Raw genomic sequence first — 13,025 nt, forward strand, 5'->3', positions numbered from 1 at the left:
ATTCCGCGTTCGGCAAGCGGACGCGGCACAGCGCCGCACGGGTGACCAGGGAAACGGCAGCGCGATGACGGTGACAGAGGACGGCTCGGCGACGATCACGGACGAGGTCGTGCGCGAGCCCGGTGACGAGGTCGTGCACGGCCCCGGCATCGACCCGGAGCGGCTGGCCGTCTGCCTCGGCGTGCTCGACGAGCTCGACAAGCTGGACGTCGACCACCCCGACGCGATCGCCGTGCGCCGGGCCACCGCCGGCATCTACCGCACGGTGAAGCAGCGCCGCCGGCAGGAGCGCCGGGCCGCCAAGACCGCCCACGACAAGGCGGTCACGGAGGCCACGGCGACCGGCTCCGCCCAGCGGATCGACGACGAGACCGAGGGCATCCTGCCGTCGTCGGTCACCGAGGAGGGCAGGATCGCCGGGATACTCCAGCGCCCGCGCTCCTGCTACACCTGCAAGACCCGCTACGTCGAGGTCGACTACTTCTACCACCAGCTCTGTCCGGACTGCGCCGCGCTGAACCGCACCAAGCGCGACGTCCGCGCCGACCTCAGCGGCAAGCGCGCCCTGCTCACCGGCGGCCGCGCCAAGATCGGCATGTACATCGCGCTGAGGCTGCTGCGCGACGGCGCCCACACCACGATCACCACGCGCTTCCCGAAGGACGCCATCCGCCGCTTCAAGGCCATGGACGACTCCGGGGACTGGATCCACCGCCTGGAGGTCGTCGGCATCGACCTGCGCGACCCCGCGCAGGCCGTGGCCCTCGCGGAGCAGGTCGCCGAGGCGGGCCCGCTAGACATCCTCGTCAACAACGCGACGCAGACCGTACGCCGGCTGCCCTCCGCCTACGCCGCCCTGGTCGACGGCGAGAGCGCCCCGCTGCCCGCCGGTGAACTCCCCGCCCACCACGTCATCGGCGCCTTCGGCTCCGGCGCGGTCGACGGACTCGCCTCCCTGCCCGCCGGGATCTCCGGTCTCGACGCCCAGCAGGTCGCCGACCTCGCCCTGGTCGCGGGCAACGCCAGCGTGGCCCGGCACCTCGACGGCACCGCCATCGACGCGGGCGGTCTCGTCCCCGACGTCGTCGACAGCAACACCTGGGTCCAGACCATCGAGCAGATCTCCCCGGTGGAGCTCCTCGAGACCCAGCTGTGCAACTACACGGCACCGTTCATCCTGATCAGCGCGTTGCGCCCGGCCATGGCCGACGCCGCGAAGAAGGCCAGGAGCGGCCGCTCCTACGTGGTGAACGTCTCGGCGATGGAGGGCGTCTTCGGCCGCGGCTACAAGGGCGCGGGCCACCCCAACACCAACGCCGCCAAGGCCGCCATGAACATGGTCACGCGGACCAGCGCCCAGGAGATGTTCCAGACCGACGGCATCCTCATGACCTCCGTCGACACCGGCTGGATCACCGACGAACGCCCCCACTTCGACAAGCTCCGCCTCGCCGAGGAGGGCTTCCACGCCCCCCTCGACCTGGTCGACGGCGCGGCCCGCGTGTACGACCCGATCGTGCGCGGCGAGGACGGCGAGGACGTGTACGGGGTCTTCCTGAAGGACTACGTGCCCGGGAAGTGGTGAGCCGGCGGCCCTGACCGCTCGACGGCGGCCCTGGCGTGTGGGCCGCCGTCGGTGGGGAACCCGGAGTCCGGAGAGTTCTCCGCGCCACCCGCGCCAGGAGTTGTCATGGCAGGTCCCCACAGCATCGATCCGCGCGCCTTCAACGATCCGCGCAACCACTACCCGACCGACGAGGAGTTCTACGCGAGCGACCGTCCGGTCCAGCACGAGCTCCCGGAGGACCGGCCCCGCGGCGGTGCCGCCGACCCGATCAGGCACCCCTGGAGCTGGGGCATGATCGCGTTCGTCGTCTTCGTGGGCCTGATCGTCGTCATGGGCATCGCCCTGTTCCCCTGACAGCGGTCATGAGTGCGGCGGCGCGCCGGACCGCAGCCGGTCATGGACGGTGTACCCGCCCGGGTGCGCCGCCCGCACCCGCGTGCCCCCGTCCACCAGCAGATCCGCCCCGGTGATCCACTCGGCCGCGTCGGACGCGAGCCACACCACGGCCCGCGCGATGTCCCCGGGCTCGCCGATCCGCCCCAGCGGCAGTTCGACGGGACCTTTCTCCCACACGAACCGCGCCATCTCCGTCCGTACCAGCCCGGGGGAGACGGAGTTGACCCGCACCCCGGGCGCCAGCTCGCCCGCCAGCTGCTGGGTGAGGTGAAGCAGCGCCGCCTTGCCGGTGCCGTACGCGCCGACGTTCGGCCCCACGTGCCCGGCGCCCTCCGTGCAGACGTTGACCACCGCCCCGCCGTGCTCCCGCATCCACCCGCGCCACGCCGCCTGCACCAGTCGCAGCGGTCCCTCGACATTGACGGTGAAGGCCTCGCGCCAGGCGTCCGGATCGACCTCCATGAGGGGGCCGTACGGCTGATTCGTCGCCGCGTTGTTGACCAGGATGTCGAGTCGGCCGAACTCACGCAGGGTGAGGTCCACGACGGCTCGCGGATGCGCGGGGTCCGCGACGCTGCCCGCGAGCCCGATACCGCCGAGTTCGACGGCGGTCCGCCGGACGTCCTCCCGGTCCCTGGCCGTGACACACACCCGCGCGCCGGCGTCGGCCAGTTGCCGGGCGACCTCGCGCCCGATCCCGCGGGTGCCGCCGGTCACCAGGGCAGCCCTGCCGTGCAGTCCGTACGACGACGTCATCGCCGTACCGTCTCATGACGAACCGTCAGTCAACAGTCTCCAGACGGGAGTTGCGTGCCGCGACCAGCTCCAGGACGGCACGCCAGTCCTCCAGGACGCCGGCGTCGAACCGGGATGTCAGGCTCTCCTCGCCCGCCAGGAGCAACAGGTCGTCGTCGGTGGCGGGGCCGTGCCGGCGCACCAGGCGGTAGACCCGTTCCCCGAGAAGTGCGTGGAAGACCTCGGCCGCCTGGCCGGTGCCCAGGAGCAGGCCCGCCACCTGGAGCTCCTTGTCCGCGGGCCGACTGCGGCGCAGCAGTGCGGCGGTCCGCAGGGCGTGTTCGCTGCCGCAGGCGTGCAGCAGATCCATCAGCTCGTCGACACTGCGCAGTTCCATGCGTCAGACCTCCCGCCGGTCCGGCCGTTGCCACGGGTCAGCACAGCATGCGTGCCTTGCGATCCGGCCAACGGGACTTGAACTGCGCGACCTCGACGGCTCGGAGGGCCGGTCGAGCCGTAGGCCGAACGAGTGACTTCGGAAAGGCGCATCAAATGACAAAACAGGCCGAACACGGCCGGAAACGTCAAGGTGAATTGCAATGGTTACACCTTGTTTTCAGCGCCTATCGAGCGGACCCCCGCTCATCTGGTTAATCTGTAGCCGACGGACGGCAGTACGGGGTCCCACCCACACCCACAGTCCGTCCCGGGACAAGCCGGTCATCACGGCCTGCTCTCATATGAGTTGCACGGCGCCACCGCGTCCGAACCGATCTCTACCCAGGCCCGAGCGGACGTCCAGGCACCGACCGTAGGTTGGAGAGGCACGTCCCGAGGGTGAGCCCGACACATAAGGAGTGCGCGGTGACACCGGAGAAGACGAATCGCGAACAGCGCCCCAAGGAACGCCCGGAGCGTGCGGGCCGACGGCCCGGAGACATCGGCAGTCTTGACGTGTGGGCGCGCTCCGCCCCCATCCGTCTCGCGGGCTACGAGGACGACCTCGCCGAGCCCCACATCCTGCCCAGCGTGGACTGACCGCAGGATCTTCGCGATCGCCGACGGCATGGGCGTGCGAACTCACGCCCATGCTGATCAGAGAAGCCGTGGCCGACAACCGGCCACGGATCTCGCCGTTCTGGCACCGGATCGTGGCCGCGGGCGAGACCTGCGCCCGGGACCCCCGGCACCTCCGAAGAAGCAGCGCGCGCCCTGTGGACGCACCCGGCCGGGCGCGTCCACGTCGTCGAGGACGAGACCGGCGCCTGCGACGCCTCGGCCTGTGTCACCCCCACTGCGGCGGCCCCGCATCCGGATAGCCGACGCCGGCTTTGTGGTCGGCCCCGAGCAGGGCGGCCGCGGCATCGGTCGTGCCCTCGCCGAGCACGTCCTGGCCGCCGCGGCGGACGGCTACCGGGCATGGTCCTCAACGCCGGTGTCGAGACCAACCCGGCCGTGAAGCTGTGGACCTCGCTATCGAGCTCTCCAGGCCCGGTGTTCAGTCGAGCGGCGCCGTCCGCCGCCACGGCTGCCGCCGCTCCAGTTCCTCCGCGACCTCCAGCAGCACCGTCTCCGATCCGGGCCGGGCCACCAGTTGGACGGCGGTGGGGGCGCCCGAGGGCAGGGTGCCGAGCGGGACCGACATCGCCGGCCAGCCGGTGAGGTTCCACGGTGGGGTCAGCGGCGAGTAGTTGGTGTTGACCAGGACGTTGCGCAGCCAGCCCCGCTCGTGCCAGGCCTCGGCCTTGGGGGATCGCCGGGCCAGGGCCGGCATCAGCAGCACGTCGTGCTCGGCGAAGAACGGCTCCAGGCGCTCGCGCAGTTCCTGCCGGGCTCTGCCCTTCCGGACGCCCTTGACGAAGCGCCGGCCGATCGCCGCGTGCACCCGGGTGCGCCGGGCCAGCTGCCGCGGGTCCAGACCGGCCGCGTCCACCGAGGTGCCCGCCGTCCAGGTGGCCAGCGAGGTCACGCTCAGCGAGAGCGGGTACGGCGGGTCGGCGCGCCGCACCTGATGCCCCGCCTTGATCAGCAGCCCCGCCGCCTCGCGGACCGCGTTCGTATACGGCGCGCTGATCGTGACCCCGGCGAGGGGGCTGCGCAGGGACACGGCGACGTCGAGCGTGGCGGGCGCGTCCCGTCGTAGGAACTCGGTGCCGGCGATGACCGAAAGCAGCAGGCGGGCGTCCTCGACCGTGGTCGCCAGGGGACCGTTTTCGGACATGCCGAACCAGTCGCCTTCACTGATGCCTGCCGGCACCACCCCCGACCCGGGCTTCAGCGTGACGAGCCCGCAGTTGGCGGCGGGAATGCGCAGGGAGCCCATGCCGTCGTTGCCGAGGGCGATCGGGACCAGGCCCGCGGCGACCGCGGCCGCGCTGCCACCGGACGAGCCGCCCGCCGTGCGCGAGGTGTCCCAGGGGTTGCGGGAGGTGCCGTGGACGCCCTCCGTGGTACCGAAGACGCACAGCTCCGGGACGTTCGTCAGCCCCACGACCACCGCGCCCGCGGCCCGCAGCCGGGCCACGACCTCGTGGTCGGCCTCGGTGGGCGTGTCCGGGGTCGCGGCGGAACCGACGCGGTTCGTCTCCCCGCGCACGGCGAGGTTGTCCTTGACCGCCACGGGCACACCGGCCAGGGGGAGTTCGCCGAGGTCGCCCCGGGAGCCCACCTCGTCGGCCTCCGCCAGTGCCGCCTCGGCCCGCACCAGCCGGAACGCCCCGATACGTCCGTCAAGTTTCTCGATCCGGGCGAGGTGCTCGGCCAGGACCTCCCGGGGCGCGGCCCGCTTCTCGCGGACGGCGGCGGCGATCTCGGCGGCGGTACGGCCGACCCAGCTGGTCACGTGCGCTCCTCGGGGCTACTCGCGAGTACGTAGGGAGAACTCTGCCCGGAGGTGGACGTCACGTCGAGAGCGCTCGCGCTTGGACATTCGGACGGGTCTTCTTGGACTTTTCGCGAGGGGTGAGGCCAGGTGTGCGTCGCCGACCAGCAGGTCATCCGATCTCTTGCGCAACTCTCGGCCGATTCAGCCCCGTTGACAGCTCTTCTGGTGGCCTCAATTATCAGCCACCCGATGAATAGGGAGTCACTCATGAGGAAACGGCTGAGATTCGCCGCCGTCGTGGCGCTGCTGGCGTTGCTCCTGGCGCCCGTCCCGGCGGTCGCCCGCTCCGAGGAGGGGAAGCCGGTCACGGTGCCCGCCCTGACCCGGTGGACCCCCGAGTCGGGCGCCTACGTCTACCGGCCCGGGGCCCGGCTGGTCGCGGACGACCCGGCCGAACGCAGGGTCGCCGACACGCTGGCCGGTGATCTGCGGGCGGCAGGCCACGGCTCGGTCCCCGTCGTAGGTGGCGGAGCCCGTACCGGTGACATCGTTGTCGACGTCAGGCCGTCCCGGAGCTCCCTCGGCGCCGAGGGTTACGAACTCCACGCCGGCAGTAGCCTGTCGATCACCGGAGCCACCGAGACCGGAGCCTTCTACGGCACCCGGACCCTGCTCCAGCTCCTCGCCCAGGGCGACCGCGTCCCCGCCGGACGCACGGTCGACGTGCCGCGCTACAAGGAGCGGGGTGTCGGTGTGTGCGCCTGCTACATCCACATCTCGCTGCCCTGGCTGGAGAACCTCGTCCGCGAGATGGCCTACAACAAGCTCAACCAGCTGCTGGTGGAACTGAAGGTCAAGAGCGAGGCCCACCCCGAGGCGAACACCTGGGGCTACTACACCAAGGACGAGATACGGCAGCTCGTCGCGCTCGGCGACAAGTACCACGTCGAGATCATCCCCGAGATCAACTCCCCCGGGCACATGGACCCCTGGATCGAGAACCGCCCGGACCTCCAGCTGACCGACTCCGACGGAAACAAGCAGCCCGCGCGGCTCGACATCACCCAGCAGGCGGCCTTCGACTACTACACGAGCCTGATGGACGAGTACGCCCAGGTCTTCACCTCGAAGTCCTGGCACATGGGTGCCGACGAGTACATGCTCGGCTCCGACTTCGCGAAGTACCCGCAGATCCTCGAGTACGCCCGGGAGAAGTACGGTTCGGCCGCCACCCCGCAGGACGCCTTCGTCGACTTCGTCAACCGCGTCCACGACTACGCGGCGGGCAAGGGCGTGCGGCTGCGCATCTGGAACGACGGGCTGACCGGCGCCAACACCGTGCCGGTCGACAAGGACACCACCGTCGAGCACTGGCTGAACGTGGCGGTGAAGCCGAGCGGGCTCATCGCGCAGGGGTACTCGGTGATGAACTCCGCGTACTCGCTCTACCTCATCCGCGGCGGCTTCCATAGCGACACCGAGTCGCTGTACGACCAGAGTTGGGACCCGCGCAGTTTCGAGGGCGAGAAGCTGACCTCCTCCCGGGGCGTCACCGGCGCGAAGATCAGCCTGTGGCCGGACAACGGGCGCGGTGAGACCGAGAACGAGGTCGCCGTACGGCTCTGGCCCGCACTGCGGCACATCGCCCAGGCCACCTGGGGCGACCCGCGTCCCGACGCGACCTACGCCGAGTTCGTGGCCCGCGGTACGGCAGTCGGACACGCACCCGGCTGGCGGGACCTGACCCGGGTGCCGGTGAAGGACGGGACGTACACCTTCGGGCAGTCCTTCACAGCCTCCGTGCAGCGCACGGCGGACGGCTATGTGACCCTCCGCTCGGCGGCCGGCTGCCTCGCGATCAGCGCAGGCAAGCTCACCCTGAACGTGCCGCTGCAGCCCGGGGTCGAGGCGACCTGGGACACCTGCGACGCGACCGGCACCTTGCAGCGCTGGGTGCTGGAGCCCGCGGCGGGCGGCTACCGGCTCGTCAACGCGATCACCCGGATGGCGCTCACCCTCACGGACGACAACCGGCTCGTGCAGTACCCGGCCGATCAACGAACTCCCGCAGTCTGGCACCTGAGCTGAGGAGCACCCCATGTCCGTCTCCAGACGCCTCTTCGTCACAGCCGCCGCCGGCCTCGCCGTGACCGGCATTCCGGGCCCGGCGGCGGCCCTCGACGGTGACCTCCGCTACCGCATCCCCGTCTCGCCGGACGACACCGAGGCCGACCTCGTCCGCAAGGCGTCCCAAGTCCGGCCCACCGCACGGCAGATCGCCTGGCAGAGCCTGGAACGGACCGCGTTCCTGCACTTCGGTGTGAACACCTTCACCGGCCTGGAGTGGGGCACCGGCGACGAGGACCCGGACGTCTTCCAGCCGGCCGGCCTCGACACCGACCAGTGGGCCGCAGCCCTGAAGGACGGCGGCTTCAAACTGGCCATCCTCACCGTCAAGCACCACGACGGCTTCGTCCTCCACCCCTCCCGCTACACCGGCCACTCGGTGGCCTCGAGCAGTTGGCGGGGCGGCCAGGGCGACGTGCTGCGCTCCTTCGCCGACTCCATGCGACGGTACGGCCTCAAGGTCGGCGTCTACATCTCACCCGCCGACGAGAACCAGTACCTCCACGGCGTCTACGCCAATGGCAGCGCCCGTTCCCCGCGCACGATACCGACCCTCGTGGCGGGCGACGACCGTACGCCGGACCGCTTCTTCACCCTCCCCGCGACCGACTACGGCGCCCACATGCTCAACACCCTGTACGAGGTGCTGACCGAGTACGGGCCCGTGGACGAGGTGTGGTTCGACGGCGCCCAGGGGCACATCCCGCCCGACAAGGTGGAGAGCTACGACTGGGACAGCTGGTACACCCTGGTCCGCACCCTCGCCCCGGACGCGGCGATCGCCGTCACCGGCCCCGACCTGCGCTGGGTCGGCAACGAGAGCGGCATCGCGCGCGAGGACGAGTGGAGCGTCATCCCGGTCAAGGAGAACCAGTACGGCCGCACCGACTGGGCCCTGTCCTACGACACCCCGGACGAGGGCAGTCGTACCGCCCTGGTGAAGGCGCGGCCCGCGACGGACTACCTCCAGTGGTGGCCCGCCGAGTGCGACGTCTCCATCCGCGACGGCTGGTTCTACCACGCCGACCAACAGCCCAAGTCCGTCGACTACTTGACGGACATCTACTTCGGGTCGGTGGGCCGCAACGCGGTACTGCTGCTGAACGTCCCGCCGGACACCGACGGCCTGCTGCACGGCACGGACGTCGTCCGGCTGCGCGAGTTCCGTGAGCGGATCGAGCGCGAACTGCCCCGCGATCTGGCCCGGGGCGCCCGCAGGACCACGGCATCGGACCGCGTGACACTGGACCTGGGCCGCGAGACGGAGGTCGACCGCATCCGTCTCGCGGAGGACATCCGGCACGGCCAGCAGGTGGAGAGCTTCGTCGTCGAGGCGTTCCGTGACGGCGCCTGGACGGAGATCACGGCCGCCGGCACGATCGGCGCGAGCCGCATCCTCCTGTTGCCGGCCCCGGTACGGGCGCGGCGGTGGCGGCTGCGGGTGACACAGTCCCGAAGCGCCCTGCACATGGCGGAGTTCGGGCTGTACAGGTCCCAGGTCTGAGAGAGCGGACGGCCACCGGGACGCCGGCGACCTGCCGGCCGGGCCGGTGGCCGGTGACGCTGTGCCGGGAGTGCTCGGTGCTGTGACGGCACAGAGCGCTCCCCGTGTCCGCACACGGCCATCGTCGCTCCGGGGTGCCCGATGTCCCCCCGGGCTCTCAGGCGCTGCGGCGCCACCCCGTGCCGTCCCGCACGACCAGCCGCGGTACCGGAACCCGTACCGTGAGTGCCGGGCCGCAGTCCAGCAGGGCGGTCAGTTCCCCGGCCGCGGCACGGACGGTTCACCAGGGCCTGAGACCCGCTCCCATACTCCCCGCCCTGCACGCCCCTTCCGTCATGCCCCGAGCTGTGCCCGCAGCCACTCCTCCACCTCGCCCACGTGCGCGGCCGCCGCGGCCCGGGCCGCCTCCGGGTCGTGGGCGACCAGGGCCCGGTGGATCGCGGCATGCTCGCGGCGCGTCCGTTCGAACGCGCCCTCCTCCTGGTAGCCGCGCCAGACCCGGGCCCGGAAGGTGCGGGACGACAGGCCCTCCAGGATCGCCGCCATCGTGTCGTTGCCGGCCGCCACCGCGATCTCCCGGTGGAAGGCCAGGTCGTGGGCGAGGATCTCCTCCGGGTCGTCGGTGGCGTTCATCGCCGTGAGGTGTTTCTCGACCTCGGCCAGCTGGTCCGGCGTGATGCGGGCGGCGGCCAGCGCGGTCGCCGTCGACTCCAGGATGCGGCGCACCTCCAGGAGCTCCACCAGCTGCGGGCCCCGGGACAGGTCGGCGACCACCCCGAAGGTCTCCAGCAGGTCACCGGCCTCCAGCTGGGTGACGTAGATGCCCGAGCCGTGCCGCGCCTCCAGCACGCCCAGCACCGTCAGCGCGCGGATCGCCTCCCGCATCGAACTGCGGGAGATGCCCAGCTGTACGGCCAGATCACGCTCGGTCGGCAGCCGCTGGCCCGGCTCGAGGCGGCCCTCGCCGATCATCGCCTTGATCTGCTCGATGGCGCGTTGCGTCACGGTGCCCTTCTGCGGGGCTGTCTCCTCCACGCCACTCCTCCACTCACCGGCTACGACTCACCGGGTGCGCCGCAGTCTAACCGTCGATGTGGTCGGACCACTATGGCCCGAAGACGGGAAAATATGCCGCCAGAGGGTATTGCCAAGCCCGAGTGGTCTGATAAGTATGCCGTCATCTGCTCGAACACGCTCATGCTGGATCACGCGAAACACGCTCAACGAGGAGCCGTCAGATGCCCGACAGGCCAGTGGGGAAGCGGAACAGAATGCGCATCATCGGTGCGGTGGCCGCGGCCGCGAGCGCCTCGCTCGTGCTCGCCGCGTGCGGCAGCACCAAGGACACCGGCAGCGCCGGCACCGAAGGCGGCGACGGGACCGGCAAGGTAGGAGTGATCCTGCCGCTGCTGACCTCGCCGTTCTGGCAGTCGTACAACGACTACGTGCCCAAGATGGCCAAGTCCGAGGGGGTGGACACGCTGAAGACGGTCAACTCCAACAGCGATCCCTCCCAGCAGATCACCGACATCAACAACGAGCTCAACCAGGGGGTGAAGGGCCTGGTCGTCGCCCCCCTGGACAGCGCGGCCATCGAGGCCGGCCTCGACCAGGCCGAACGCAAGGGCGTCCCGGTCGTCGCGGTCGACGTGGCCCCCGACAAGGGCAAGGTCGCCATGGTCGTACGGGCGAACAACGTGTCGTACGGCGAGAAGGCCTGCCAGTACCTCGGGGAGCAGATCCCCTCGGGCAAGGTCGTCCAGATCATGGGTGACCTGGCCTCCGTCAACGGACGCGACCGCTCCGAGGCCTTCCGGGCCTGCGTGAAGAAGAACTTCCCGAAGCTCAAGGTGCTGGAGATCCCCGCCAAGTGGGAGTCCGACACGGCCGCCTCGCAGCTGAGCACCCTCCTGAACGCCAACCCCGACATCAAGGGCATCTACATGCAGGCCGGCGGCGTCTACCTCGCGCCGACCCTGCAGACCCTCAAGTCCAAGGGCATGCTGAAGAAGGCCGGGCAGGCGGGCCACATCGCGATCGTCTCCAACGACGGCATCCCGCAGGAGTTCGACGCCATCCGCAAGGGCGAGATCGACGCCACGGTCTCCCAGCCGGCCGACCTGTACGCCAAGTACGGCATGTACTACATCAAGGCGGCGATGCAGGGGAAGACCTTCAAGCCCGGCCCGACGGATCACGACTCGACGATCGTCAAGTTGTCGAGCGGCATCCTTGAGGACCAGCTGCCCGCGCCCCTGATCACCAAGGACAACGTCGACGACCCCAAGCTGTGGGGCAACACGGTCAAATGAGCACCCCACTCGTTGAAGCTCAGGGGGTCGTCAAGCGGTACGGCCCCACGACCGCCCTCGCGGACGGCCGCCTCACCGTCCTGCCCGGGGAGTCGCACGCGCTCGTCGGCCGCAACGGCGCGGGCAAGTCCACCCTCGTCACCGTCCTCACCGGTCTCCAGGCCCCCGACGAGGGAACCGTCCGCTTCGACGGCGAGCCCGCGCCCGCGCTCACCGACCGGGACGCCTGGCGGAGCAAGGTCGCCTGCGTCTACCAGAAGCCCACCGTCGTACCCGAGCTGACGGTCGCCGAGAACCTCTTCATCAACCGGCAGCCGCTGCGGAAGGGCTTCATCAGCTGGCGCAGGCTGCAGAAGGAGGCAGCCGAGCTCCTCGACACCTGGGACGTGAGCGTCGACCCGGAGGCGCGCACCGCCGACCTCAAGGTCGAGGACCGCCAAATGGTGGAGATCGCACGGGCGTTGAGCTTCGGCGCCCGCTTCATCGTCCTCGACGAGCCGACCGCGCAGCTCGACAAACGGGAGATCGAGCGGCTCTTCAGCAGGATGCGTTCGCTCCAGGACTCCGGTGTCACCTTCCTGTTCATCTCGCACCACCTCCAGGAGGTGTACGAGGTGTGCCAGACGGTGACGGTCCTCAGGGACGCCCGCTGGATCACCACGGCCCCGGTCGCCGACATGCCCCGGGCCGCCCTGATCGAGGCCATGGCAGGCGAGACCGTCGCCGAACAGGCCGTCCAGCTCAGGGAGGTCGAGGACGACGCGCCCGTCCTCCTCGACGCCCGCGGCCTCACCTCCGACGCCTACGACGACGTCGACCTCACCGTGCGCCGCGGTGAGGTCGTCGGACTCGCCGGCATCAGCGGCAGCGGCAAGATCGAGCTCGCCGAGTGCTTCACGGGACTGCACACCCCGACCAGCGGCACGGCGCAACTCGATGGAAAGCCACTGCCGTTCGGCGATGTACAGGCCTCCTTGAAGGCCGGCGTCGGCTTCGTGCCGCGCGACCGGCACGACCAGGGCCTGGTGTTCGGCATGACCATCGGCGACAACGCCACCCTCAGCGTGCTGGACCGGCTCGGCCGTTACGGCTTCGTCGGCACCGACCGCAGACGCGGCTTCGCCACCGAGCTCATCGACCGCCTCGACATCCACACCGAGGGCCCCGACCAGCCCGTCTCCGACCTCTCCGGCGGCAACGCGCAGAAGGTCGTCATGGCCCGCGCCCTCGCCTCCGACCCCCGCCTGCTGGTCCTCATCAACCCCACCGCGGGCGTCGATGTGAAGTCCAAGGAGTCCCTGCTCTCCCGCGTGGACACCGCCCGCGAGGACGGCACCGCGGTCCTCGTCGTCTCCGACGAACTCGACGACCTGCGCCGCTGCGACCGCGTCCTCGTCCTCTTCCACGGCCGCGTGGTCGCCGAACACCCGGCCGGCTGGCGCGACCACGAGCTGATCGCCTCCATCGAAGGAGTGGACCACCATGGCTACAGCGGCTCCCCGGGGGACAACCCCCGGACCCCCGGCCGACGAGGGGCAGGCCCGGGTGACTGAGATGAAA

11 protein-coding genes and 2 pseudogenes are annotated in these 13,025 nt (G+C 70.5%); 8 read left to right on the forward strand and 5 right to left on the reverse strand.

Annotated elements, in window-relative coordinates:
- The first annotated feature begins 64 nt into the window (after positions 1-64).
- Both ABZT06_RS02175 and ABZT06_RS02180 read left to right on the forward strand, forming a co-directional pair.
- A complete protein-coding gene (locus ABZT06_RS02175) occupies positions 65-1,585 on the forward strand; it encodes an SDR family NAD(P)-dependent oxidoreductase (protein ID WP_355733470.1) in 1,521 nt (506 codons plus the stop codon).
- 105 nt (positions 1,586-1,690) lie between these two features.
- Positions 1,691-1,921 (forward strand): hypothetical protein, encoded by a 231-nt coding sequence (locus tag ABZT06_RS02180; protein ID WP_355733473.1) that lies wholly within the window; start codon positions 1,691-1,693, stop codon positions 1,919-1,921.
- A 6-nt stretch (positions 1,922-1,927) separates the two neighbouring features.
- Here ABZT06_RS02180 and ABZT06_RS02185 read toward each other — a convergent pair whose 3' ends face one another.
- Entirely contained in the window at positions 1,928-2,719 is a 792-nt protein-coding gene (locus ABZT06_RS02185; RefSeq protein WP_355733476.1) for an SDR family oxidoreductase, read from the reverse strand.
- Between the two features lie 25 nt (positions 2,720-2,744).
- Complete coding sequence (locus tag ABZT06_RS02190) at positions 2,745-3,095, reverse strand: hypothetical protein (RefSeq protein WP_355733479.1); 351 nt, start codon at positions 3,093-3,095, stop codon at positions 2,745-2,747.
- Positions 3,096-3,562: 467 nt separating this feature from the next.
- Between ABZT06_RS02190 and ABZT06_RS02195 the strand changes: the two genes are divergently transcribed.
- A complete protein-coding gene (locus tag ABZT06_RS02195; protein ID WP_007386357.1) occupies positions 3,563-3,736 on the forward strand; it encodes a hypothetical protein in 174 nt (57 codons plus the stop codon).
- Positions 3,737-3,786: 50 nt separating this feature from the next.
- Positions 3,787-4,174 (forward strand): annotated as a pseudogene (locus ABZT06_RS02200) (GNAT family N-acetyltransferase); the annotation flags it as partial.
- A gap of 22 nt (positions 4,175-4,196) precedes the next feature.
- Here the strand turns inward: ABZT06_RS02200 and ABZT06_RS02205 are convergent.
- Positions 4,197-5,540, reverse strand: coding sequence for an amidase family protein (locus ABZT06_RS02205; protein WP_355733482.1), 1,344 nt, complete (start codon positions 5,538-5,540; stop codon positions 4,197-4,199).
- A gap of 249 nt (positions 5,541-5,789) precedes the next feature.
- Here ABZT06_RS02205 and ABZT06_RS02210 point away from each other — a divergent pair, with 249 nt between their 5' ends.
- Complete coding sequence (locus ABZT06_RS02210; RefSeq protein WP_355733485.1) at positions 5,790-7,610, forward strand: family 20 glycosylhydrolase; 1,821 nt, start codon at positions 5,790-5,792, stop codon at positions 7,608-7,610.
- Positions 7,611-7,620: 10 nt separating this feature from the next.
- The gene (locus tag ABZT06_RS02215; protein ID WP_355733488.1) at positions 7,621-9,153 is read left to right on the forward strand and encodes an alpha-L-fucosidase; all 1,533 of its coding nucleotides are present in this window, start codon (positions 7,621-7,623) and stop codon (positions 9,151-9,153) included.
- A 157-nt stretch (positions 9,154-9,310) separates the two neighbouring features.
- Here the strand turns inward: ABZT06_RS02215 and ABZT06_RS02220 are convergent.
- Positions 9,311-9,427: pseudogene (locus tag ABZT06_RS02220) on the reverse strand (LacI family transcriptional regulator); the annotation flags it as partial.
- Positions 9,428-9,486: 59 nt separating this feature from the next.
- Entirely contained in the window at positions 9,487-10,188 is a 702-nt protein-coding gene (locus tag ABZT06_RS02225; RefSeq protein WP_355733491.1) for a FadR/GntR family transcriptional regulator, read from the reverse strand.
- 203 nt (positions 10,189-10,391) lie between these two features.
- Between ABZT06_RS02225 and ABZT06_RS02230 the strand changes: the two genes are divergently transcribed.
- Together ABZT06_RS02230 and ABZT06_RS02235 are read left to right on the forward strand one after the other, a co-directional pair.
- On the forward strand, positions 10,392-11,465 hold the full coding sequence (locus ABZT06_RS02230) for a sugar ABC transporter substrate-binding protein (RefSeq protein ID WP_355733494.1): 1,074 nt from the start codon (positions 10,392-10,394) through the stop codon (positions 11,463-11,465).
- Positions 11,462-13,018, forward strand: a complete 1,557-nt coding sequence (locus tag ABZT06_RS02235; protein ID WP_355733497.1) for a sugar ABC transporter ATP-binding protein — start codon at positions 11,462-11,464, stop codon at positions 13,016-13,018. Before ABZT06_RS02230 ends, ABZT06_RS02235 begins: the two co-directional genes overlap by 4 nt.
- The last annotated feature ends 7 nt before the right edge of the window (positions 13,019-13,025 follow it).

The sequence above is a fragment of the Streptomyces sp. NPDC005483 genome (assembly GCF_040606035.1).
In the GTDB taxonomy this organism is placed as follows: Bacteria; Actinomycetota; Actinomycetes; order Streptomycetales; family Streptomycetaceae; genus Streptomyces.